This window comes from Pseudogracilibacillus auburnensis, assembly GCF_003201975.1.
Lineage (GTDB): Bacteria > Bacillota > Bacilli > Bacillales > Amphibacillaceae > Pseudogracilibacillus > Pseudogracilibacillus auburnensis.
The window spans coordinates 226265-251195 of record NZ_QJJQ01000001.1 but is presented as its reverse complement, the minus strand read 5'-3'; the positions used below and the strand labels follow the sequence as shown (position 1 = coordinate 251195).

The following is a 24931-nucleotide window of genomic DNA, read 5'->3' as shown; positions in this document are numbered from 1 at the left end:
TTAATTTCCTCCTGTAGAGTAATGCATTATTTCTTCTTCGCTCGTATTTTTCGTTACTAGTTCTTTCACAATTTTATTATCGTACATGACATAAATTCTATCTGTAATCGCCATTATTTCTGCTAATTCACTTGAGGCATAGATAATCCCTTTTCCATCATGGGATAGAGCATCAATCAGTTGGAATATTTCTTTTTTAGCTCCAACGTCTACACCTTTTGTAGGCTCGTCAAATATATAGATATCAGCTTCTGACATTAACCATTTTCCAACTGCTACTTTTTGTTGATTTCCCCCTGATAATAAGGCAACTTTTTGGTTTTCAGTCGGGGTCTTAACTCCGATATCATCAATCATTTTTCTTGCAGCAGCTTTTTCAAGGGAAGGTTTTAAGAAGCTGAATACTTTCGTAAACTTTTTTAAACTTGCCGCAGATAAATTACTATATACTGGTTCTTCAACAAGGACGCCTTCTTTTCTTCTTTCTTCTGGTACGAGTGCAAGTCCCTGTTTTACTGCATGGTATGGTGATTTGATTGTTAGTTCTTTCCCCTTTAAATGGATGGAACCTTTTTCTTTTCCCATTGCACCAAAAATTGTTTTACATAATTCTGTTTTCCCTGCTCCGACAAGTCCTGCGATACCGATTACTTCTCCTTCACGAACATCGAAGCTAATATCTTTTACTTTCCCTTCTTTATCATGAAGATTTACCACTTCTAAAATGGCATCTCCAATATCTTTTTCTGATCGTTGATATTCTTCATGTGAAGAGTTTCCAAGCATACTTTCCACCACTTTTTGTGTGGTCATTTCTTTCATTGGTTTCGATTCGACAATTTGACCATCTTTCATAATCGTTATATCTTCACAAATCTCAAATAGTTCCGGTAAGCGGTGGGAAATAAAAATAATTCCAACATTTCGTTTTGTCGCTAATTCCCGAACAATTCGAAACAGCTCAGCAGTTTCTTTATTACTTAAAGGAGCTGTTGGCTCATCTAAAATTAAAAATTTACGTTCTTGAACGATTGCTCTTGCAATGAGGACCATTTGTTTTTCCGCTAAATCTAACTCAGCGACACCTTTTTTTGTGTCAATTTTTATATTTAAATGTTCTAATATTTTCTTTGCTTCGAAATGCGTTTGTTTCCAATTAATAAATTGTCTTTTCCCCATATCGTTTACAATAACGTCTAACATAATGTTTTCCCCTACTGTTAAATAGGGAATCAATGCTGTATCCACTTCTTGATAGACGATATCGATACCAAGGTCTTTTGCCTCTTTGGGAGAACGAATCATTACTTCTTCATTATTAAAGAAAATAGTACCTGTATAATGGCTATATGCTCCTGATAATACTTTCATCAATGTTGACTTTCCGGCTCCATTAGCACCAATAAGTGCATGGATTGTACCTGTCTCCATTTCAAAATCAACATCTGATAATGCTTTAACACCAGGAAATTCAATTGAGATGTTTTCCATCCTTAATGTTGTTTTTTTCGTTTCCACTATATCTCACCTATCTATTAATCTAAAATTTAGTTACCTATAGTGTAAAAATATAGGATTGGGACAAAAGAAATAAAATCCGAACAATGATGGTTGTATAGAGCTCACTCTCATAATCTACTTCGCTAAGGTAGTGCATTGTCCGTCTTTAGATTTGATCGTTTTCGTTATGTCCCAGCCCTATGAAGCATCGATTTAATTCTCTCTTAATTTCTTCATCCAATCTTCATCAAAATCTTCTGAAACTCCCCAACCGTCGATTACATCATTAAGATTTGTCATATTCGTTTCAGCAGTAAGGTCTTCTTGTTTAATTAATTTTGGTTCAAGCTGGTAATGATCAGGTGTTTCTTCTCCAGCGATTTTTTTCGCTAGTAAACGCATATTCATGACACCGATTAATGATGGGTCTACAGCAGCCGTAGAAACCCAGTTACTATTTTCTTCTAACATTAAATTAATATCTTGATTCGAAATATCGATCGAAATTAATTTAATATCTGAACGATTATTATCTTTTAATGCGTTGTATCCGCCTTTTGCAAGCTCGTCCCATGAACCCCAAATGGCATCCACTGACCCTGCTGGGTGTTTTCCTAGAATGGAGCTTACTCCGGCTGAGACATCTCCTTGAACATTTTGCATGTTTGCAGGTCCAATTGTTTCAACTGTTTCGATTTTTCCTTCTTCTTCAAACTGTTTATAAATTTCTTCACGGCTATCAAGCGGAGGTATTCCACCTAACCAAAGTTTAATCACTTTTACTGGTTTTCCGTCTTCTGACAAATTAGCAATTTCATTTAGACTTAATTCGGCCAGTTGATGGTCGTCTTGTACAGTAGTTGTAACACCTTCTAAATCTACTACTGTATCAAATGTGACAACCTTCATCCCTTTATCAACCGCAGGCTGAATCATTTCATTTGAATACGCTTCCTTACCATGTGAAATAATTAAACCATCATAATCTTTTTGAATCGCTTGTTTAACAAGATCCTGAAACTTCGCATCATCGCCATCAGAAATAAAAGTATCAACTGTGAAACCAAATGCTTCCCCTTCTGCTCTTGCACCATCCAAAAACTGTTTTGTATGGTCATCAGAAGGTAAGTTTCTAATAACTGCAATTTTTACATCCTCCTGGATCGCTTCAGGAACACCATCAATTTTTTCTTTTGACTTTGATGATGACTCACTTTCAGAATTTTTTCCCCCACATGCTGAAATAATTAATACTGTTGCTAACATAAAAACCGTTAAAAACTTTCTCAACAGAAATACCTCCCCTAATTTTTTCTCGTAAGCTATTAATAGAATGATGTTGTTTTCTGTAAAAAACATCCTACTTTCTTTACCTTTTACGCAAAACAACTTTTTTAACATGTACTCTAACATTAAATCGCTTACATTAACATTTATATTAAATATAATAACACAAAGTAACATTAAGTCAAACATATTTTTACTTATTACCATAAGGAAATAATTTCATATAGAGTATATTTAATATTAATGAATGAATTTCATAATAGACTAATTCTAGAATAAAACCGAACAACAAACAAAAGTATAATGTTATCGTTCGTTTTTACATCCTATAAAATTTCGGCTGGAACGGCAGGTCGTCGACTCTTGCGGGAGAAGAGGCCTAGATAAGACCCTGCCCCGGCAAGGGGTATGCCGACGTTGGCCGCAAAGGCCGGTTTTAGTTGGCCCTCCGCTAATTTCGACTGAGGAGGCTTATCAGCCGCCCGCGGAAAGCGACCACCTAGAGTGAAAGCCTTTTGCTCAAGCAATATAGTTCGGTTTTTGAATCGCTATATTGAATGATGAAATTGATTCTAATATCAACCTAACATACTATTATTCATACCTTTTTTAAATATGTAATAAGCTTGATATCCTTTTGGGATAAATGTTAAATATGTTAAATGTGTTAACTATTACATGTTTTTTAAAACAAAGAAAATCCAAAAGGTTTCCCCTTGGATTCTCTACTCATCATATGAATTCATGTACACTCTTAGGATATGTCGGCGTTGTCTGATGAAGCTTCCCGTAGTTATCTTTGTAAATATTCGTTATCCATCGTTCCATATCATTTCATCTCATTGCGCTGTATACCCACCATCGATCACCACAGCTTGACCAGTAATACCTTTTGCTTTTTCACTTGCTAGAAATAACACATAATCAGCCACTTCTTTCGGTTCCAATAATCGTTTCTGAGGAACGAATGGGTAAATTACTTCCATTAAAACATTTTCCAAAGTTGTGTTTCTATTTTTGGCTAAATCTTTTAATTGATCTCTAACAAGTTGAGTGTCAACATAACCTGGGCATAATGCGTTTACCGTGATGCCATCTTTTGCACCTTCTAAAGCTGCAACTTTCGTCAAACCAATCACACCATGTTTGGCACTATTATATGCAGCCTTTCCAGAAAATCCGATCAGTCCATTAATGGATGCAATATTGATAATCCGACCAAACTTTTGTTGTTTCATAAGTGGAAAAACAGATTTAATAGCTAGGAATGGTGCAACGAGCATCACTTTTATCATCTGCTCAAATTTTTCAACTGGGAAATGTTCAATCGAAGCAACATGCTGTAAACCTGCATTATTAATCAACACATCAATTCGTCCATGAATATCAATCGTATTTTCTATCACATGCTTCATATTCGCTTCTTTTGTCACATCACACGACATACTAATACAAGCATCTCCATCCTGTTGTATTCCCCTCATTGCCTCTGTTAATTTTTCTTTGTTTATATCAGTGAAAACAACTTTTGACCCACTTTTTACACATTCCTGTCCAATATGTAAACCTATACCACTTGCTGCACCTGTAATAACAACCACTTTCCCGGCAACCATCTGACATCCCTCCCTTTAGAAACTCGGCTTCCGCCAAGCCTTTAATGGCGAGAACTACCGTTGCACTTATATCATTTTTAGTTATTTCCCAGCCTCTTTAAGTAATCTTTTGGCTAATTTACTTTTATCTATTTTTCCAACGTCCGTTTTAGGTATCTCATCAAGGATAAAGAAGTCTTTCGGTATTTTATAATTGCCAAGATATTTTTTACAATAATTTCTAACCGCTTCCTCATCATAATGCTGTTGATGATAGACAGTGATAAATGCAACTACTCTTTCTCCCCATTTTTCGTCTGGTATACCTATTACTGCTACTTCATTAATGTGCTCATGATTTAATAAACATTGTTCTACCTCTTGAGGATATACATTTTCTCCACCAGTTATGATCATATCTTTTTTTCGTCCGACTATATAATAGTCCCCATCTTCATCAAATTTAGCTAAATCACCTGTTTTGAACCATTCTCCAACAAAATTCACTTCCGTTTCTTTCCGCTGATTCCAATAATATGAAAATAAGTGATTTCCTTTTACATATAATTCTCCAACTTCACCTGAACGACAAGGCGTTCCATCTTCTTTTACAATCATCACTTCATTTAAGAGCATACTTTTTCCAACTGACCCTATTTTAACTTGTGCTTGTTCTGATCGAATAAAAAAGTTGTTTGGCCCCGCTTCTGTTAATCCATACCCTTCTTTAAAATGTAACTTTTTCTCGTGAAAATGGTGATAAATGTTTGGTGGACATGGTGCACCTCCAGAAAGAAATACGTTCATCGAAGGAAATGTTGATGTTTGAAAATAAGGATGGTGAACCATTGATTGATACATTGTTGGCACAAAAAGGGATATCGTAGCTTTGTATGTATCTGTCGCTCGTAACGCTTCCTCTGAGTCAAAAGCATCTCCAATGATAACTGTTCCACCTGCCATTAAAATGGGAATACTTAGTGCATTGATCCCCCCTGTATGAAAAAGTGGCATATAATTTATTGTTTTGTCTATCTCGGTTATTCCCCAACTAACGATCGTGTTCATTGCGTTTACATTTACAGCTTCATGGGACAAAACAACTCCTTTTGGTTTACCAGTTGTTCCACCTGTATAAATCATGAACCAAGGGTCGGATCTGTTTACATGTAACGCCGGCTTCATTTGTTCTGTATTATTTATATGTAGGTTTACTTTAGGCTGAAAAGGAACAGATTCAATTTGTTTTTCTAATTGTTTACCATATAATAAAATCGCAGCACCACTATCCATTAATAACTCATTTATTTCTGTCTCACTTAAGCGAAAATTTAAAGGAACATAAATGAACCCTTCTAGGCCACAAGCGAAAATGATCGGAAAAAGTTCGGGGCTATTTCGCGCTAATACAGCTATTCTATCGCCTTTATTAAGGTTTTTTTTTCTAAATAAAGCAATCCATTGTAAAATTTCTGATTTTAATTTTCGATATGTCCATTGTTCGTCTGTATGCACATTTATTAAAGCAATTTTATCGGGAGAAAGCGCTGCTCTTTGTAAAATCCAGTTCGGTTTTATCATCCGTTTTTCCCCTTTACATCATGATCCCGCCATCCACATGGAGTACATGTCCATGCACATAATTTGCTTCTTCACTAGCAAGAAAAAGATAAGCATTCGCTATATCTCTTGGCTTTCCAAGTGTTTGTAAAGCTACGTTCCCTTTCATTTTCTCAATTATTTCTTCAGGCATTTTTTTGACCATTGCTGTCAATGTAAATCCTGGTGCAACTGCATTTACGTTAATTCCTTTTCTACCTAATTCCTTTGCCCATGTTTTCGTCATCCCGATAACAGCTGCTTTTGATGCAGCATAATTCGTCTGGCCAAAATTCCCGTATACTCCACTAACAGATGACGTATTAATAATTTTTCCTTTTCCCTGTTCGATCATTGTTGGTGCTACTGCCTGTGTACAAAGAAACACCCCTTTTACATTGACATCAAGCACACGGTGAAACTGATCAATATTCATCTTTACAAGTGTTGCATCATCGGTAATTCCTGCATTATTAATTAAAACATCGATCTTTCCATATTTTTTTTTCGTTTCTTTAACGAGCCGACACACACTATCTTCATCTGATACATCCACTTGGATAAAGTCAATTTCATTACCTTTTTCTCGAATTTTCTCTATTTGATTATTTGCTTCCATTTCATTAAAGTCAGCTAGCACGACTTTTGCACCTTCTTCTAAAAACCGTTCACAAGCGGCTAAACCAATTCCACTTGCTCCTCCGGTTATAATCGCTACCTTTTCTTTTAATCTCATCTACCATTCTCCTAATCTATAAATTTTTCCATTTCAGTTTTTACTTGTTGCAAATCATCAATCATTGGTGAATGTCCCGTATTTTTCAAACGAATAAACCGTGTCACATGTCCCAAATCTTCGATAATTTCCTTCGTCATTTGTTCTGTCACGACATAATCTCGATCTCCATATAAAACAAGTATTGGAATTTCAATCAAAGCGGCTTCATTTGTCCCTTTATTTATGCCGTTATCGACGGAACTTATATTGAATGTATTTAACGCATGATAAACATCGGCTAAATTTCTCTGTGTTAGCATATCGTCAATATATTCCTCATACTTCATTTCATCTGGTCTTTTATCTGTATAAATAACAGCATTCCAAACCGCTTTTAACCCTTCACGATCTTTACTATCATATAAATACTGCATGCCGATCGTTCGACTATCTTGTTCAATGTCGCTAATTGACTGTAACCGTCTCTCTCCATTTGCTGTCCCATCTTCATTCGTCTCAAACATTGGATATCCTCTCGTTGATCCGGATGCTAACAGAACCATTTTTTTACATAAACATGGATAGTCGATTTCAAACTGCATGGCGACAGCTCCACCTGTTGACCAGCCGATGATAGAAAAGTTCTTTAATCCAATTGCATCAACAAATCCTTTTACATCATCTGAAAAGTCTTTGATCGCTTGAATTCGGTTCCGATAGCTCGAAAAGCCAAATCCACGTAAATCGACCGCATATAGTTTATAATTCGAATCGAATGCTTCCATTAACAGATCCCAATGTTTGGACGACGTCATATTTCCATGGATGAGTAAAATAGGTTTTTCACCACCTTCTCGTTCACGATAGGCAATTTCTTCCCCATTATCTAACAGCACTTTTTTGATATTCATTTATTCTACCTCCGCTTCTCCCCATCTGATCGTTGTCGCTCCCCACGCATAACCAATTCCAGCACTTACTAATACAACAATATCACCTCGCTTTAACTTCCCTTCTTTTGCAGCAAGTTCAAGCGATAAAATTTGATCAATTTGCCCAATATGTCCATATTCATGTAAGTATATGGACTGCTCCTCCGCCAAACCTAGTTCATTTAATACATAATCATGAGCTGACTTTTTCATATGTAACATTGCAATATAATCAATCTCTTTTTCTGTATAACCACTTTTTTCAAGAGAGCGTCGAATTACCTTTAAAAAATGTTGCAATGATTTTTGTTCTAAACGGGCTTTCATTCCCGTTGGATCAGGCACATCTAAACGGTATAATCCTTGCTCGATATGTTCTTTTGTTAATGGTTTCATCGTGCCTCCAACTGGAACGATCACATCTTCGGAAAAAGAACCGTCCGTAATCATATGAGAAGCTAAAAGGATATTTTTCGTACAGTTTCTTTGTAAAATAAGTGCTCCTCCACCAGCAGCTAGATTGAACATAAATCTCGTTCTTTCATTCGAATAATCGATTAAATCATTATTCCGATAGCCACCTGCAAGTAGAACGGTATGAATCGCAGGATCTGTTTGCATCATCGCTTTTGCAATTTGCAATGCCATAATTGTCGTGCCACAACGCAATGCTACATCAAATCCCCAAGCATGATGAGCACCTATTTCTTCTTGGATTTTGATTGCAGAAGTCCATAATGGATATTCTTTATGTTCTTCCCCAATAGAGATAATTAAATCAACTTTTTTCGCATCCACTTTGCCATTGGCAAGCGCTGTTTTTGCCGCCTTAATCCCCATCGCAACAGTATGATCATTTTCACCTGGGATAGGCTTTTTCGTAATCCCCATTTTTTCCTTCACAACATGGACTGGCAAATTTGCTTCTTCGGCAATCTCAGTGGCAGTCATTCTTTTTTCTGGTAAATATATTCCTGTACTTACAATTCCAATTTCCATTTCGAAACCTCCTCTTTGTCCTTATGATTTCCTTCCAAGTTTTTCACGGATCGTACCAACAACCCCTTTAGGAAAGAAAATAACTGCCAATATATAAATAATTCCGAAGAAGATAATCCAACGTTCAAAAATTGGGTACGTCTTTGCTAAATTCGATAAATTATGCTGAGCAAGTTGAATGATGGCGGCACCTAAAATTGGTCCAACTAATGTACCAACCCCACCAATAATCGTCATTAACAGTGCATTTAATGTGATATCAATACCCATGACACTCGTATTGACAAAACGTAAAGAGACAACATATAACGAACCTGCTAAACTAGCAACGACTCCAGCTACAACTGAGGACATTACTTTATAATAAATTGCCTTATATCCTAAAGCAGCTGATCTCGTTTCATTTTCTTTTACAGCAATTAAGACACTCCCGAATGGTGAATGAACAAAAAGTCGTAACAAAAGAAAAATAATCAGCAAACAAGCGAGAACGAACAAATAGAAAGTTGTACGATCTGCAAAAAATTCAGGAGCTCGAAAAGTAAACCCATCATTTCCTTGTGTTAATGTTCGCGATTTTTCAGCAGCGACAAGAAATAGTCCTGAAACTGCTAACGTAAACATGGCGAAAAAATGACTTTGTAGCCGTAAAGTTAAGAGTCCAATAATAAAGCTAACTATTCCGGCAAGGAGCATTCCAACGATAATGGATAAAAAGAAAGACAACATCGTCGGTTCTGTTTTCTTTAAGATAATTGCCGTTGCATAGGCACCGATTCCAAAAAACATTGCATGCCCGAAAGAGACAATCCCTGTATATCCGAGTAATACATCGTAACTCATCGCTAAAATCGCAAAAATAAATATTTGTGTTAGTAAAATCGTTAATGTTCTAGAATCTGATACGAACGGAAACAAAGCTAAAGCAATAATAATGATCGTTAATAAAAGATAATTCCCTCTCATCTTCGCTATCATGTCCTCACCCCTTTACTTGAAATAAACCTTGCGGACGGAATATTAATACGATGACCATAATAATCATATTGACAGCGAGTGATAGATCTGGCACATAATAAGCCATATAACTACCCGCTAACCCTACTAATATCGCAGCAAGTAATGAACCCGGAAAACTTCCCATGCCCCCAATAACAACGACGATAAAAGCTAATATGGCAAAATCCATCCCCATTTCAGCGTAAATAACGCCCGAATATGGTGCCATAAGTGCCCCTCCAAATGCAGCAAGAGCTGCTCCTGTCATGAAAACGAGTAGAAAAACTCGTTTAATGTTAATGCCAAGTGCTTGCACCATCTCTTTATTAAGAACGCCCGCTCTTACGATTAAACCAATTTTTGTTCGCTTTAAAATATATTGAAAAATACCAAAAACTAAGAAGCCAATGATAATGATGAATAAGCGATATTTAATAATCAGAACGTCGCCAAACTCCCAACTTCCTGATAATGCTGGAGGAACTTTTGCCGCAATTTGATTCGGGCCCCAAACGACTTTTAACATTTCTGATAACACAATCATAAATCCGAGTGTAATTAAAATTTGTTGGACATGGTCGCCATATACAGGTGTAATAATTAGTTTTTCTGTTATAAATCCGAGCACAGCACCAGTTAAAATTGCGCCAATTAAAGCGAGTGTAAAACTATTTGTCACAGTATAAAACCAAACACCAGCATATGCACCCCACGCAAACAGTCCACCATGTGCAAAGTTTAACACACTCATTAATCCAAAAATTAACGTTAACCCAGATGCTAATAAGAAAATTAACATACCTGTTGCGAGTCCGTTTACCGTTAAATTAATCCATAATTCCATCACGACACCCCCTTACCCAATTCCTAAATATGTATGTTGTAGTTCATCATTTGCAATAAGTTCTTCCATCGTTCCAGTATGAACGGTTTTGCCATCATCAATTAACGTATACGTGTCACCGATTTTACTTGCCATTAAAAAGTTTTGTTCAACGAGCACAATTGTCGTCGTTTTCTTCATCTCTGTCATCGCTTCCATTACTTTTTCAATGACAATTGGTGCTAAACCTTTTGACGGTTCATCAATTAACAAAAGTTCGCCTTCATTTATAAATGCTCTTGCCATCGCCAGCATCTGTTTTTGTCCACCTGAAAGAAATGCACCATCTTTATGCCAATATTTCTTTAAATCAGGAAAGAGTGACAAGATATATTCCTGTCTTTCGAGTGTTGTGTCATCTTCTTTTCTCATGGCCACCCGCATATTTTCTTCAACGGTTAATCCTGCAAAAATGGCTTGATCTTCTGGGACATATCCGATATGCAGATTAGAAATTTCATATGTTGGTTTCTTCGTAATTTCGGTTCCTTTAAACATAACTGTACCTTTTGAAGCAGGGGTAAGACCCATAATTGTTTTTAATGTAGTCGTTTTTCCAGCTCCATTTCTTCCTAATAAAACACTTACTTCTCCCTGTGTTGCTGCAAAAGAAACACCTTGTAAAATATGATATTGCCCTATATACGTATGGAGGTTTTCAGCTTTTAATAATGTCGTCATCGTAAAGTCCTCCTAAATAAGCGTTTTCTACCATTTCATTGTTCATAATTTCCTTAGGACTCCCATCAGCGATAAGCTGACCATTAAATAACACCATGATCGAGTCAGATAAATCTAAAATTAAGTCCATTTTATGTTCAATTAATAGAATCGTTTTTTCTCCTGCAAGTTTAATATTTCGAATAACATCTAAAATAATCGGTACTTCTTCTAAAGACATTCCAGCTGTCGGTTCGTCAAGAAGTAATATCGTCGAATCAAGTGCAATAAGCATGGCAATTTCTAGCTTTCTTTTTTCACCATGAGAAAGTTGGCTTGCAATCGCATCTTTTTTATCCACTAAAATAACTTCCGATAATATTTTTTCAGTTTCCTCAATTAACTGTTTATAACTGCTAGAATAACGAAACATTTGATAACAGATTCCTGCACGTGATTGAACAGCTAACCGAACATTTTCAAGTACGGTTAAATTTGGAAATACGTTCGTTATTTGAAAAGATCTACCGATTCCTTTTCGCGCTCGTTCCACTGATGATAACTTGGAAATAGATTCCCCTCTTAAAAAGATATCTCCTTCTGTAGGCTTTAGTTCTCCACTTAGTAAATTGAAAAAAGTTGTTTTTCCTGCCCCATTTGGACCAATAATTGATTTAAAATGTTTTTCAGGAATCTCACAACTAACATGATCTACTGCTACTTGCCCACCAAATTGAATCGTTACATTTTCTGTTTTTAATATTGGCTGCATGTCGTCTTCTCCTTCCTTAATCCCTATCCAACTTACAAAATAATAGTTTGTACGTTGGATAGGAATATTTGCCCATTTGAACAATTTTCCCTATGTAGAGGTTGTTCAAAGAGTCCAACAAAAATGACACATCGACCTTTGAACGCACTATGTAGGGGTTGCGAACCAACCAAAGTCAATCCGCTTGAGGTTATCTTTGCCCCGCTATCGTTTAGCAACCCCTATTTTGCATCAATCATTCATAATCGGTGGTGCGGTTTCATCAGGTGTAAGTTCTCTTATTAACACTGGAACGGGGTAAGGTACACCATCTTGTTCTTCCAACTTTATCGAGTAAAGTGTTTGTAATGCTTGATGATCCTCTTCTCTAAAGGTCATCGTTCCTTTTGGTGTTTCAAAAGTCATCCCTTCCATCAAGTCAATTAACTTATTTGCATCAACATCTCCTTCAGATTGCTTCAATGCTTCTACGATTGCAATCGCTGCCGTCATTCCACCTGGTGTAAATAAGTCAGGTACTTCACCATCAAATCGCTTTTTATGTTCTTCTACTAACCAATCGTTTATTTCATTATCTGGCAGTGTATGATAATAGACTGTAAATCCTTCCATTCCTATGAGTGCTTCCATCGTTGATAACGCTGGAATATCGGGTGCGCCGGTTGAAATTTTGATCCCTTTGTCTTGGATTTTCAAATCGGCAATTTGGTTCCAAGGAGAATTTGCTCCAGCCCAAACGACGAATAAATAATCTGGTTGTGCTTCAATAATCTTTTGCAAATGAGAAGTGAAATCTGTCGCTTCAGGATCTGCATACTCTTCCACTACAATTTCCGCACCGAGCGTTTCGGCCGCATCTTTAAATGCTTCAATCCCATCCCACCCAAAAGAATAATCTGGAGCGAATGTTGCAATTTTTACACCTGGTCCTGCAATCGCTGCCGCACCAGCAACTGCATCTTGCGAAGAATTACGTGCTGTTCTAAAAATGTACGGGTTAAATTCTTCACCAGTAATGCTATCGGCTACGGCGGGTTCAACGACCATGATTTTTTCATATTCTTCTGCAAGTGGTAAAACAGCTAACGTATCTCCTGAACTTGAAGAACCGACTAAAAAATCAACATCGTCGTCTTCGAGCAATTTTGTCGCCTTCTGAACCGCGACCTCTGGTTTTGTTTCTGTATCTTCAAAGACAACTTCAATTTTATTTCCTGCAACTTCCATCGTTCCATCCGTGGCATATTCTAATCCGAGTTCAAACCCTTGTTGTGTCTGTTTTCCATACGATTCAAGTGCTCCTGTTAATGATGCAAGCACCCCAATTTTAATCGTTCCATCTGTTTCAGTAGCTGCTTCTTCATCCGTATTTGTTTCCGTCTCTTGATCAGAACTTGTCGTATCACTACATGCAACAAGGACGAGTAAGAAACTTAGCATAAATAAAAACAATAATCTCTTCCTCACGGATCATTCCTCCCCTAAGTTTGATAACGCTTACACATTTAATGTACAAGACAGCAGTTACAAATGAGTTACAAAGTGTGAATATCCTAGATTAGTGTAGCGTGATCAATCTTTAGGGAATCCGCTTCATTTATGCAATTTAATTAGGAATTACTGAACAACTAAAATAGGTTCCATCCTACCGTTGTCTTCCACGAAATGTGACATGCTTTCCCCGGGCACGGCTTCAGCCTCCGACGCACAATGTTTATTGCGACGAGTAAGCGCAGTCGCAGGACGTGCGGGTGTTGCGACAGTGCTTTTCGGTGGGATGAGCATTTAGCGGAGTCCCATGGACGTCGCGTACTTAACCCGCCTCGGAAGAAAACCACTTCCTGCGGAGTCTTCAGACTCGCGCTTTTCCCGCTGGAATCAGTCACTTTTCGCTCCAGTCAACTAGAGTAGTTCATTTCAATAAGATTCTAGCATCCACTTATGTGCAAAGTTTTTTTGGTCTAACAGTCAAACCCTTTGCACTTCTATTACGTTCAACATTACTCCAATTTATCCTGGAAATACCCTTCATCATCATGATCTAGTGACTTTGTGCACAAACTGTTCATTGACTTGCTCTCGTTCGGTTCCTCCTAAATTACCTTGCACTTTATATCTACAAAAACGAGTACAAACTATTGATTTAGATGGAATTTTTGTTTGTTCAGTCAACCCTAATTAATCGTTCATAATTGGTGGAGCTGTTTCTTCTGGTGATAACTCCCTTATTAAAATTGGAACAGGATGATCTATCCCTTCTTGTTTTTCTAATGTTACCGAGTAAAGTGATTGTAAAGCTTGATGGTCTTCCTCTCGAAATGTCATCGTACCTTTTGGCGTTTCAAAAGACATTCCTTCCATCACTTCAATTAAAGTAGTTGCGTCTACATTTCCATCGGTATTTTTTAAAGCTTCCACTATAGCAATCGCTGCTGTCATCCCACCTGGTGTGAATAAATCAGGTACTTCATTAAATTGCTTTTCATGTTCTGCAATCAACCAATCATTTACTTTATTATCTGGCAAAGTGTAATGATAAACCGTAAATCCTTCCATTCCAACAAGTCCTTGTAATGTTGGTAATGTAGCAATATCAGCTACTCCTGTTGAAATCTGAATACCTTTATCTTGAATCTTTACATCTTCAATTTGATTCCATGGAGTATTTGCTCCCGCCCATACGACATAAAGATAATCTGGATTTGCTTCAATAATTTTTTGCAAATGAGACGTAAAATCTGTTGCTTCGGGATCTGCATATTCTTCTAAAACAATTTCCGCCCCAAGCGCTTCCGCGGCTTGTTTAAAGGCAGCAATTCCATCCCAACCAAATGAATAATCTGGAGCAAATGTCGCTATCTTCACACCAGGTTCTGCAATCGCTGCTGCACCAGCAACAGCATCCTGAGAAGAATTGCGTCCTGTTCTAAAAATGTACGGATTAAATTCTTCACCAGTAATACTATCGGCTACAGCGGGTTCAACGACCATTATTTTTTCATATTCTTCTGCAAGTGGTAAAACAGCTAACGTATCTCCTGAGCTTGAAGAACCGACTAAAAAGTCAACACCGTCGTCTTCGAGCAATTTTGTCGCCTTCTGAACCGCGACCTCTGGTTTTGTTTCTGTATCTTCAAAAATAACTTCAATTTTATTTCCCGCAACTTCCATCGTTCCATCTGTCGCGTAATCTAGCCCTAATTCAAATCCTTGTTTCGTCTGTTTTCCATACGATTCAAGTGCCCCTGTTAATGATGCAAGCACACCGATTTTGATCGTCTCACCATCTGCTGACTCATGTCCCTTTTCCCCTTTATTGTCTTCACTGCTGCTATCTGTCGAATCTCCACAAGCTGACACAATAAGCAACAGGATGACAAACATTAATAAACCGAATAATTTTTTCCTCATTTTATTTCCCCCTTTTCCTTCATGACGATTTGTTTTCCTCCTATTAACTTATTACCACCCCTTCCATTTAATAGCTGTAGCTGCCCACGTATAACCTGTTCCAGCACTGACAGCTAAAACAATATTATTTCTTTTTAACTTGCCTTTTTTTTCGGCAAAATGTAACCCAATACAAGGGTCAAGTGCCGACATATGTCCATGATGATCTAAATAAATCGCATTTTCTTCTTGTAAACCAACAATTTTAAGTAACTCTTCAAACATCGACCGTTTCGTATGAAGTGGTAATAAAACTTGTACGTCTTTCATTTTTAAACCACTTTTATCGATTGCTTCTTTTATCACACGTTCAAAGTTTTTGATCGAGACATCATCAAGCCTTGCCTTCATATCTGATGGATCTGTCACATCGATATAATGTTGCTTGTTTTTCACTGTCTCTTCACTTGGAAAGTTTTGAGAACCACCAGCTGGAACTAGCACATCATGATAAAAGGAACCATCTGTTATGATTGCACTATTTAAAATCTCACTTTGCCTACTTTTTCTCGTCACTAATGCGGCAGCTCCGCCGTCTGCAAAATTAAACATAAATCGTGATCTCGGATTATCATAATCGACTATTTGTGATTCTTTACAGCCACCTACTAGTAGAATATTTTCGATTGATTCGTCTGCAATTATCATATCTTTTGCAACTTTTAATGCGATTGGAAAACAAGAACTAACATTCATCATTTCAAATGCATACGCATTTTTTGCACCTAATTCATGTTGAATTTTTGCTGCTGCAGACCATACATAATAATCTTTATGAGGACTACCGAAGTAAATAATGACATCAATTGCGAGCGGATCAATCTTAGTTAATATTGGTCTTGCAGCTTCAATCGCTAGATCGGACGCATGCATCTCTTTTCCTGCTACATGCTTTTTGAAGAGTCCGAATTTTTCAATTATTATTTGTTCAGGTATCCCAGTCTTTTCAGCTAACTGTTCAGCTGTTTCAACCCCATCTGGAAAATATGCACTCGTTCGTTCAATTCCAATCGTACTATTCATTTTTCTTTCCCCCTGGCACAAGCATCTTTGCTTTTCCTGTTAATACGAGTTCTTTATCTTGGTTATGACATTCAGTTAGTAATGTTACAGTATTTTTTAATGTATCGATTTCCTTAATAATTCCTGTAGCGGTAATTGTATCTCCAATAAAAACTGGTGCAGTAAAACGAATTGTTTGATTCATATAAATAGATCCTTTCCCCGGTAAGTGCACACCTAATAATTGTGACAACAAACTAGAAGTTAATAATCCATGTGCAATCCGCTTTTTAAAACGTGTTTGTTTGGCATATTCTTTATCGATATGAATCGGGTTAAAATCACCGCTAAGACCCGCATACATAACAAGATCTGTTTCTGTAATCGTTTTACTACATGATGCACGTTGTCCAATTGCTAATTGTTTCATCCTGTCACCTACCTACGATTGTTAATAAAATACTTTTTTGAATTTTTCCTGTTGAATTTCTCGGCATTGATTGGACAAAAATAACTTTTTTTGGAACTTTATAACGTCCTAAATAGTTTTTACAATGGGTCAGGATTGCTCTTTCTGTTAACATCTCTCCCTTTTTTACGGCTACAAAGGCGATTGGTACCTCTCCCCATCTTTCATCTGACATACCAACAACAGCTACTTCACTCACTTCTTCAAGTTGATTGATCACAACCTCGACTTCTAGCGGATAAATATTTTCTCCACCGGAAATAATCATTTCTTTTTTTCGCCCTACAATATAAACAAATCCTTCTTCATCTAACCGAGCTAGATCGCCTGTATGAAACCACCCATTTTGCAACGCTTCTTTCGTTGCAGCAGGATTATTCCAATACTCTTTCATTACATTCCCACCTGACACGATTAAGTTACCAACCACTCCTTTTTCCACTTCCTTTCCAGCTTCATCAATGATTTTAAAATTGCAATATAATACTGGTTTTCCAACTGAACCTATTTTTCTTTCGGCATCTTCTCTCGATAGTAAAAATACGGTTGGCGATGTTTCTGTTAATCCGAATCCTTGCCCAAAGAGAAATCCTTTATCAAAAAACGCTTTGATCAAAGAATGCGGACAAGGTGCACCACCACTATAAAACCAACGTACGGAAGCTAGATTTGTTTCGTCAAATTGGGTACTTTCAATTAATGCTTGATGAATAGCAGGCACTCCCATCACAACCGTAACGCGATATTTCTCCATCATTTGTAAAGCTTTACTTGGATCAAATTTACCTAGTATCAGAATCGTTCCCCCAGTAAATAAAGTTGGAAAAGCAAATAATCCAATTCCACCAATATGAAAAAGAGGCAATAGAACGATCGTACGATCATACGATGTTAAATCAATCGTTATCGCATTGTTAATTGCATTAATATGCATATTTTTTTGTGTTAATACAGCTCCTTTTGGCTTTCCCGTCGTTCCTGACGTATAACAAATAATATAGGGAGCACTTTCATTTACTGATAATGTGAAATCGCTTTCATCAATTAAATGACGAATGGACTCTAATTGTATTGTTTCAAGCCCAACAGTTTTTATTAGATCTTTACTAGTTTCCGAGAATTCATGCTCGAAAAATAACAACTTTGTCCCACTGTCGTTTAATTGAAATGCAAGTTCATGCATATTTAAGCGAACATTTAACGGTACTGCGACACATTCTATCTTTGCAATCGCAAATAACAAAACGACAAACTCTAAGCGATTATGAGATAAAATTGCAATCCGCTCTCCTTTTGCAATATTTTTTTCTTTCGTTAAAAACGTTACTGTTCGTTTTACGAGCTCGTTTAGTTGTTTATATGTAATTTCTTCCGTTTCTGTAATGATTGCGATACGATGTGGATGTGTTTGTGCCCTTTTTTCAATCCAATAATGAATTCCTTCCATTCATAACACCCTTTTAATCATTTTTTTAAACCGTCAAAAATCAACGTCATCGCTGCTTCAAATACTTCTTCTGGAACGTCTTCTTTTTCCCAATAAATCCACCTCATACCGAGAAATTGCCCAACAGACATTAAACTATAAGCAACTGTTTCTTTATGAAGATCTTTAAATTCACCATCATTTACGCCAGCTGTTAAACTTTTATAAAATCCATCGGCAAGCTTACCATAATACCAACGATAAAGTTCTTCATCTACAACGACCGCCTGTTGAACAATACTGTATAAATCTGGTCTGTTTTTCACCCAAATAAAGAATGCTTCAAACCCTTTGCGCTGTGCATCTTCATGACTGTTTGCCATCTCCATCGCTTTTTTTATACTTAAACGTAAATCACGACTATATTCCTTAATTAACTCTTCGAAAATTTCTTTCTTCGTCGTAAAATAGTTATAATATGTACCGTTAGCGACATTTGCTTCCTGTGTAATATTAACGATCGATGCATCATAATATCCATTCTTACCAAATACTGTTTCAGCAGCTTTTAGTAATTTGCTTTTCGTCTCTAAACCTTTTTTTGTCATTTGTTTTTCTGACACCTGAATCACCTCTCATATTTTGATTATAAAAACTATTTTCTAATTTGTCAAACTATTTTTAAAAAATATTTTTTAGTGATATTGTCCATTTCGTTAAATGTCTTAAAGAATTTGCAATGGATAAGAATTAGAAAAAATGGCAAAAAAGCAACCTGGTCTTTTTCTATAAAGTGCTATTTGCGACTGAAAAACGGAGAGATTCACAAAAGCGGGCAGATTAGTGGAAATTACCATTACAAAATGCCGTGGAGGAGTAAAATATTATACTCCTTATCCCCCCAAAAAAAGGTGACATGAACATTCACATCACCTTTACTCTTCCGATTTCGTTATCATTTGAAACAGTTCATTTGTTGTTTCCATGGGATGTATATTTAATTCATTTTGTAATACCGCCACACATTTTTCATACCACTTTATTGATTGTGATCTATTTTGTAATCGATAATAAGCAAACATTAATAAACGGTAAGCTTCCTCCCATGTTTGATCCTTTTTAAGTAATCTTTCTGCCCATTTAATTACTTGGTTATAATCTTTTACGTGCAAATAGTTTTGTGCCAACCGTTCCGACACTTGAATATACTTATTTTCAAGGGTTTCCTTTTCCCGAATTAACCACGCCGAATCTCTTAATTCTTCAAAAGGAGTTTCTTTATACACCGTACATGCTTTTAATAGATAAAAAATAGACGTTCTGGGCTCCCTTTCGTCTAATCCTTTCATTGCAAATTGCATAAATAAATCGATATCGCTTACAATTTCAGCCTGTGGACTTAAACGATACATCTTATTTTTTCTTAGAATAAAAAAAGATTGTTGACGAGCTTGCCTATTCGGTTCTAATACTTTTAATAATGCATTCATCGTTACTTTAAAATTTCGGTCGGCCGTTTTTTCATCCATACTTTCCCAAAGTGCTTGCATCATTTCTTCTTTACGTATATACCTATCTTTATTAATTAAAAAGTATAATAATAATTCCTTCGACTTTTCACGTTGCCAAGTTTGCTCTTCCACAATGTCCATCCCTAGCCTCAATTGTAATCTACCAAAAGTTCTCATAAATAGATAGTAACCAGGATGATGTACATTCGCATCCAGATTAATTTCTTTCGCAATAAAATGTACATATGTATCCTTTGGTCGAAGTTCTCTTATTTTATTAACTATTGGATAAATAATTTGTCTGTCCAAAGGGCCAAACATCGTATTTTTCTTTAGAAAGAATAAGTAGTTCTCTTTGATACAAATGATGAAAAAACGTTCAGAACTATAAGTTAACCGTTCCAACTCTCCTACTAGAAAGAAAATGTTCATTAGCCAAAATAAAGTAATCATTTCACCATATAAATCTCCACCAGAGCGAAATAGTTGCTGTGCTAAAACAAAATGATGTTCGGAACGTTCAAAATCTTTTTGATAAAAATAAATAATCCCTAAACTAACTTGGATTAATCCTGACATCCATTCATCATTTACTTTTTCTGTTTCTTGCAAAGCAGCTTCCCCATAATGGATTGCTAATTGATATTGACCTTGCCTTGCTTTTAATATCGCTAGTCCCATCAACGGCTCCGCCTTTACCCGTGCTACTTTTAGTTTCTCCATCATATCGATTGCTTTGCAATAAGATTTTTCAGCATCTTCTAACATAAATGGATTTGCTAATGTTTCAGCATGTCCTCTTCTCGTATACCCAACTGCTTCAATAAAACCCGACTTTACTGCCTTTCCGATTTCAACACCTTTTTTAGCATTATGCAAGGCTTCATAGACTTCACCCGACATCCCATAAATTAACGATAATAGAACTTCCGTTTCCCTGTGTGAATCTGGTAACGTTTTTCGTATAGCAATATGTTCTTGTAATACTTTCTTCGCTTCAACAAGTTTTCCCATCCGTAAAAAAATACGCGCATCTAAATTTCCTTCCCGTAAAATTGTTACAGGTAATTGTTCTGCTTTCACCCAGGTAAGAGCATCTCTCGCTCTACCTAAATTAACTAAGTTTTCAGCAAATTGTCTTTTGAGCATCGCCTTTTCTTTTTCTTTCATACGATCTGATCGTTGTGCCCAATCAATTGCTTGTTTCAAATGCGTCTCTGCAAGCGCTGGCTGAATCGTATCAAGAAAAATATGTGCAATTCCAGCATGTGAACGACTTAAATAATATGCATCTTCATTTTGTTCAGCGTATACAATGCACTTTACATATGCTTGACGCGCTTGCTCATAAAATGCTCGGTACCTTTGGACTTCACCTTTAAAATAAAAAAGTGCATAAAATTCATTTTTAACTGTTTGAGCTAACTGATCATACATTTCGATAAACCAATCAAACTGTCCAGTGCGAATAAGTGGCAATGCAGTGCTAACTAAGACTTCCGCGATAAAATGATCGTCATTTGTCTGTGACGCGTGATAAGTAGATTGAAAAAAATCGCCTTTTCGATAAAAATAGTTTGACGCTTTTTTATGAAGCAGAGAAAATTTTTTAGGATTGATTTCTAACCATTTATTCGTTAAAAACCGCTTGTACAAGGCATGATATCGGTACGTGTCCTCTTCACCTAAGGATTGGAAGAAACCATGTTCCAAAGCTAGCTTTTCTAATCCAAAAACAGCTTCCTCTTCATAAAATTCGTTGATCAGTTGAACAGAAAATGTCGGAAAAATAGCAAATGATAATAGCCATTCCTGCTCTTTCGCTGATCTTCTTTGAAAAACTTCTTCCGATAAATAATCGAATAGATTTTGATAAACTGGTTTCATCATTTTGCTAAAAGATAAATCTGAAACTGAAAACTGTAAAGCGATCAGATTAATTGCAATTGCCCAGCCTTCTGTAATCTTACCTATTTCTCTTGCTTTTTCTTCTTCGATTTCTATATTAAAATAGTCTTCTAAGTATACTGTAATTTCTTCTTCGGAAAAGATTAAATCATCTTTTGTCATTTCAAAATAATGATTTTTTACTTTTAGTTTTAGTAAGTTAGACCATTTTGGACATGATCGTGTCGCAATAATGATGTTCACATGAGGGGGAAGTAATTCAATCATTTTTTCCATCATAACATTTATCTGAAAAACATGATCAACTAAGTGAAAATCATCAACTATCATCGTAAATGAATCATCTATATGACATAACTCATTGATAAATAACGCTAGCCATTGATGTAACTCTGCCTCTTTTAAGAAAGTGGAGGAACGCGCTAAGTTAGGCAAAGTATTTCCAAAAGTAGGAATGACACGACGAATGCTCTCTTTTAAATAGGAGACAAACGGGATAAAATTATCATCTTCTGCAGTAACGGTATACCAACTATATTGCATAGAAGCATCCTTGAAATATTGTGCGAGCCCTAAACTTTTTCCGAATCCTGGACCACTATGTAAAATGGTTAAACGATAATTGGAAGTTACTTTCATTTTTTTAATAAAGGAAGACCGACGCATATAGGTAGCTGATGGACTTGGAGGGATGAGCTTCGAGTTTATAATTTGAACATTATTCATCAATCGTCACCTCCTAATCTTACTTTTTGTTTAGTATAGCATATATAGAAGATGATTCATTAATAGAAAACTTGGCTTCTCACCAAGCTTTGACAGCGAAAACTAACGTTAACACTTATGCGAGTCAAGTAAAGTTTATACTTTCTTATCTGCCAAGAAACCCGAAGCCTGGTCGTTCTACTCAGATCAACATCCTTTTGATCAACTATTTTAGTCTCTCACTCTCCTTGAATTTCCTTTCTTATTCTTAACGCTTTTTCTGGATAATCTGTAATAATTGCTGGGCAATGTGCCGACATTAACTTTTTTAATTTGTCTTCATCGTTAATTGTGTAGACACGAACGGGAAATCCTGCTTCTTTTGCACCTATTAATAAAGTTGGTTCTGTTACTAATACATTTGGGTGTAGCGATGTTGCCCCTACTGTTTTGGCATAATCCCACGGTTCATACAATCGTTCCATATATAAAATCGCACACTCTATATTTGGATTTAGTTCGTTCACCTTTTTCAGAGCATAATGATTAAAGGAGGAGATAATCACTTGCTCCATCACATTATATTTTTCTATTGCTTGAACTATTTGTTCTTCAAACTGAACATAGTCTAACGCAACATATTTTAGTTCAATATTTAACTGTATATGTGGAACATCTTGTAACCAACTGAATACTTCTTGTAGAGATGGAACCCGTTCATTGCTAAATTCTCCAGAAAACCATGAACCCACATCTAATTGTTGTAGCTCTCTTAACGTGTGGTTCCGGACAAGTCCTATCCCATTCGTTGTCCGATCAACCGTATCATCATGGATTACAGCTAATTGATTGTCTTTCGTATAATGGACGTCTAACTCAATTCCATCTGCACCAACTTTTTCGGCTTCGATAAAAGCTGCCATCGTATTTTCCGGATGTGTTCCTGAACTTCCTCGATGCCCAAATATTTTTGTTTTCATCTTATGTACCTCTATTCTTTTAAAAGATTATTTGTTTTTTGTTCTATTGTTTCGTTGTTCGCACTTTGTAATTTGTTCATCCCGCCTCTAAGTAAGAAAAAGGCAATGACAAAAGTTACAGCCGCACTATAAAAAAGTGCTGGATGACCAAATAAATCCATCGTAAGCCCAAGTATTGCTGGAGCAAAGATGGAGGATGCCATCGAAAACAGATAATACATCCCAGTAAAAAAACCAATTTTAGTCATTCCACCTAAATCCGCTACTAAAGGATATGCTTGCACATTGATTAGCGCCCATGCAATACCACCAATAAACAATAAAGCTTTCAACCATAAAAGAGACGTAATCCATGGCATGATAAGAAAAATAGCGGGTAACAGTACTAACCCAAGAAGCATTGCCTGGGACTTCCCTAAACGTGTCCCAACTAAACCAGCTGGTATGGCGAATATAACGAATGCGAGGCTAAAAAAGCCCAGTGTAAACCCAGCTTCCCCACCTGTTGTTCCAAGATATTCTGTCGCATACACACTAAACTGTGCCTCTAATCCACTGTAACCGATAAAATAAAGAAAAATCGCCATTAAGATGAGCAAATGTCCACGAAAAGAACGGCGAAAAAGTTTTCCAATATCATGTTTCAATGATGTAAGTGCCATCGCTTCTTCACTTGCTTCCGATTCCACATTTACATATTTCGGTTTTCGATCCACAATAAAAAACAATAATATAAAAGCGAGAAATAGTAAAATACCACCAATAATAAATGGATACGTTCCTGATATATCGTAAAGCGGTGCTAAAGCAAACAATGCTAAAAGTGCGCCGACACCACCCATAAAGTTAATCATCCCATTGGCAGTAGAACGCTTTTCAACTGGGGTATGATCAGGCATTAATGCGATAACAGGAGCTCGATAAATGGTCATGGCTAGTAAAAATACAATATCCACACCGAGTAAAAGCCATAAAGTAAGTTCACTTGCAAAAGGAAGTAAAATAAAAAATAGTGCTGCAAGTGGCATCCCAACCGCTAGAAAGGGTAAACGTCCCCCAAGAGGATTGTTTAGCTTATCTGACCATGCACCAATAATTGGGATTAAGAGTACAGCCATTAAATTGTCTAACCCCATAATCGAACCACGAGCGGCCCGACTTTCTATATATTCACCAAGAATAAGTGGCATGTATGTATTATAAACTGTCCACACAAGGGTAAGGGCAAAAAAGCCACTTCCTATCGCTAAAATTTTTCCATACGAAAAAGTCTCTTTATTCACTCGTCTCCCCCCATTCGTTTAGTTATATTCATTATTTCAGAATAGTTTGTTAGTAGCAAGGATGTTTATGTTAAATTAAGGTTAATTAAAACGGTTTAAGCAAACAGAACGATCGAATTTTCTCATCGTCAATAGACGAATGATATTCACTCCTCCAAAACCGTTAAGATACTAGCTATCTAAAGTATTTGTGCTTATTTCCGTTACGAAGCAAGAAAGGGGTAAAACGGGATGGCAAGAAGCATATATTCAT

20 protein-coding genes are annotated in these 24931 nt (G+C 36.5%); all 20 read right to left on the bottom strand.

The window, feature by feature from the left end; genetic code table 11:
- Positions 1-1491, bottom strand: coding sequence for a sugar ABC transporter ATP-binding protein (locus DFR56_RS01115; protein WP_110393939.1), 1491 nt, complete (start codon positions 1489-1491; stop codon positions 1-3).
- Positions 1492-1713: 222 nt separating this feature from the next.
- Positions 1714-2790: a sugar ABC transporter substrate-binding protein gene (locus DFR56_RS01110; RefSeq protein ID WP_110393583.1), complete on the bottom strand. Its 1077-nt coding sequence runs from the start codon at positions 2788-2790 to the stop codon at positions 1714-1716.
- A gap of 836 nt (positions 2791-3626) precedes the next feature.
- Entirely contained in the window at positions 3627-4403 is a 777-nt protein-coding gene (locus tag DFR56_RS01105; RefSeq protein ID WP_110393582.1) for a 3-hydroxybutyrate dehydrogenase, read from the bottom strand.
- A gap of 81 nt (positions 4404-4484) precedes the next feature.
- A complete protein-coding gene (locus DFR56_RS01100) occupies positions 4485-5963 on the bottom strand; it encodes a class I adenylate-forming enzyme family protein (protein ID WP_110393581.1) in 1479 nt (492 codons plus the stop codon).
- Between the two features lie 13 nt (positions 5964-5976).
- Positions 5977-6717 (bottom strand): 3-oxoacyl-ACP reductase FabG, encoded by a 741-nt coding sequence (fabG, locus tag DFR56_RS01095; RefSeq protein WP_110393580.1) that lies wholly within the window; start codon positions 6715-6717, stop codon positions 5977-5979.
- 11 nt (positions 6718-6728) lie between these two features.
- Positions 6729-7610, bottom strand: a complete 882-nt coding sequence (gene phaZ, locus DFR56_RS01090) for an intracellular short-chain-length polyhydroxyalkanoate depolymerase (protein WP_110393579.1) — start codon at positions 7608-7610, stop codon at positions 6729-6731.
- The gene (locus DFR56_RS01085) at positions 7611-8630 is read right to left on the bottom strand and encodes a 3-oxoacyl-ACP synthase (protein ID WP_110393578.1); all 1020 of its coding nucleotides are present in this window, start codon (positions 8628-8630) and stop codon (positions 7611-7613) included.
- A 21-nt stretch (positions 8631-8651) separates the two neighbouring features.
- Entirely contained in the window at positions 8652-9608 is a 957-nt protein-coding gene (locus tag DFR56_RS01080) for a branched-chain amino acid ABC transporter permease (RefSeq protein WP_110393577.1), read from the bottom strand.
- 4 nt (positions 9609-9612) lie between these two features.
- Complete coding sequence (locus DFR56_RS01075) at positions 9613-10473, bottom strand: branched-chain amino acid ABC transporter permease (protein ID WP_110393576.1); 861 nt, start codon at positions 10471-10473, stop codon at positions 9613-9615.
- A 12-nt stretch (positions 10474-10485) separates the two neighbouring features.
- Entirely contained in the window at positions 10486-11193 is a 708-nt protein-coding gene (locus tag DFR56_RS01070) for an ABC transporter ATP-binding protein (RefSeq protein WP_110393575.1), read from the bottom strand.
- Positions 11171-11944, bottom strand: coding sequence for an ABC transporter ATP-binding protein (locus DFR56_RS01065; RefSeq protein WP_110393574.1), 774 nt, complete (start codon positions 11942-11944; stop codon positions 11171-11173). Before DFR56_RS01065 ends, DFR56_RS01070 begins: the two co-directional genes overlap by 23 nt.
- 231 nt (positions 11945-12175) lie before the next feature.
- Complete coding sequence (locus DFR56_RS01060) at positions 12176-13384, bottom strand: substrate-binding domain-containing protein (RefSeq protein WP_207520025.1); 1209 nt, start codon at positions 13382-13384, stop codon at positions 12176-12178.
- Between the two features lie 738 nt (positions 13385-14122).
- Positions 14123-15355 (bottom strand): substrate-binding domain-containing protein, encoded by a 1233-nt coding sequence (locus DFR56_RS01055; protein ID WP_110393572.1) that lies wholly within the window; start codon positions 15353-15355, stop codon positions 14123-14125.
- Positions 15356-15406: 51 nt separating this feature from the next.
- Complete coding sequence (locus tag DFR56_RS01050) at positions 15407-16417, bottom strand: 3-oxoacyl-ACP synthase (RefSeq protein ID WP_110393571.1); 1011 nt, start codon at positions 16415-16417, stop codon at positions 15407-15409.
- A complete protein-coding gene (locus tag DFR56_RS01045; protein WP_110393570.1) occupies positions 16410-16826 on the bottom strand; it encodes a MaoC family dehydratase in 417 nt (138 codons plus the stop codon). Before DFR56_RS01045 ends, DFR56_RS01050 begins: the two co-directional genes overlap by 8 nt.
- A gap of 4 nt (positions 16827-16830) precedes the next feature.
- Positions 16831-18312, bottom strand: a complete 1482-nt coding sequence (locus DFR56_RS01040) for an o-succinylbenzoate--CoA ligase (protein ID WP_110393569.1) — start codon at positions 18310-18312, stop codon at positions 16831-16833.
- Positions 18313-18329: 17 nt separating this feature from the next.
- Positions 18330-18899: a TetR/AcrR family transcriptional regulator gene (locus DFR56_RS01035; RefSeq protein WP_110393938.1), complete on the bottom strand. Its 570-nt coding sequence runs from the start codon at positions 18897-18899 to the stop codon at positions 18330-18332.
- Between the two features lie 327 nt (positions 18900-19226).
- Positions 19227-22436: a BTAD domain-containing putative transcriptional regulator gene (locus DFR56_RS01030; RefSeq protein ID WP_110393568.1), complete on the bottom strand. Its 3210-nt coding sequence runs from the start codon at positions 22434-22436 to the stop codon at positions 19227-19229.
- Positions 22437-22654: 218 nt separating this feature from the next.
- A complete protein-coding gene (locus DFR56_RS01025; protein ID WP_110393567.1) occupies positions 22655-23395 on the bottom strand; it encodes a glycerophosphodiester phosphodiesterase in 741 nt (246 codons plus the stop codon).
- A gap of 11 nt (positions 23396-23406) precedes the next feature.
- The gene (locus DFR56_RS01020; RefSeq protein ID WP_110393566.1) at positions 23407-24678 is read right to left on the bottom strand and encodes an MFS transporter; all 1272 of its coding nucleotides are present in this window, start codon (positions 24676-24678) and stop codon (positions 23407-23409) included.
- Between the last annotated feature and the right edge of the window lie 253 nt (positions 24679-24931).

Bases quoted from the DNA above. Each gene is read 5' to 3' on its own strand.
- DFR56_RS01115 (WP_110393939.1), bottom strand. From the start codon at position 1,491: ATGGAAAACATCTCAATTGAATTTCCTGGTGTTAAAGCATTATCAGAT.
- DFR56_RS01105 (WP_110393582.1), bottom strand. From the start codon at position 4,403: ATGGTTGCCGGGAAAGTGGTTGTTATTACAGGTGCAGCAAGTGGTATA.
- DFR56_RS01100 (WP_110393581.1), bottom strand. From the start codon at position 5,963: ATGATAAAACCGAACTGGATTTTACAAAGAGCAGCGCTTTCTCCCGAT.
- fabG (WP_110393580.1), bottom strand. From the start codon at position 6,717: ATGAGATTAAAAGAAAAGGTAGCGATTATAACCGGAGGAGCAAGTGGA.
- phaZ (WP_110393579.1), bottom strand. From the start codon at position 7,610: ATGAATATCAAAAAAGTGCTGTTAGATAATGGGGAAGAAATTGCCTAT.
- DFR56_RS01085 (WP_110393578.1), bottom strand. From the start codon at position 8,630: ATGGAAATTGGAATTGTAAGTACAGGAATATATTTACCAGAAAAAAGA.
- DFR56_RS01080 (WP_110393577.1), bottom strand. From the start codon at position 9,608: ATGATAGCGAAGATGAGAGGGAATTATCTTTTATTAACGATCATTATT.
- DFR56_RS01075 (WP_110393576.1), bottom strand. From the start codon at position 10,473: ATGGAATTATGGATTAATTTAACGGTAAACGGACTCGCAACAGGTATG.
- DFR56_RS01070 (WP_110393575.1), bottom strand. From the start codon at position 11,193: ATGACGACATTATTAAAAGCTGAAAACCTCCATACGTATATAGGGCAA.
- DFR56_RS01065 (WP_110393574.1), bottom strand. From the start codon at position 11,944: ATGCAGCCAATATTAAAAACAGAAAATGTAACGATTCAATTTGGTGGG.
- DFR56_RS01060 (WP_207520025.1), bottom strand. From the start codon at position 13,384: ATGCTAAGTTTCTTACTCGTCCTTGTTGCATGTAGTGATACGACAAGT.
- DFR56_RS01055 (WP_110393572.1), bottom strand. From the start codon at position 15,355: ATGAGGAAAAAATTATTCGGTTTATTAATGTTTGTCATCCTGTTGCTT.
- DFR56_RS01050 (WP_110393571.1), bottom strand. From the start codon at position 16,417: ATGAATAGTACGATTGGAATTGAACGAACGAGTGCATATTTTCCAGAT.
- DFR56_RS01045 (WP_110393570.1), bottom strand. From the start codon at position 16,826: ATGAAACAATTAGCAATTGGACAACGTGCATCATGTAGTAAAACGATT.
- DFR56_RS01040 (WP_110393569.1), bottom strand. From the start codon at position 18,312: ATGGAAGGAATTCATTATTGGATTGAAAAAAGGGCACAAACACATCCA.
- DFR56_RS01035 (WP_110393938.1), bottom strand. From the start codon at position 18,899: ATGACAAAAAAAGGTTTAGAGACGAAAAGCAAATTACTAAAAGCTGCT.
- DFR56_RS01030 (WP_110393568.1), bottom strand. From the start codon at position 22,436: ATGAATAATGTTCAAATTATAAACTCGAAGCTCATCCCTCCAAGTCCA.
- DFR56_RS01025 (WP_110393567.1), bottom strand. From the start codon at position 23,395: ATGAAAACAAAAATATTTGGGCATCGAGGAAGTTCAGGAACACATCCG.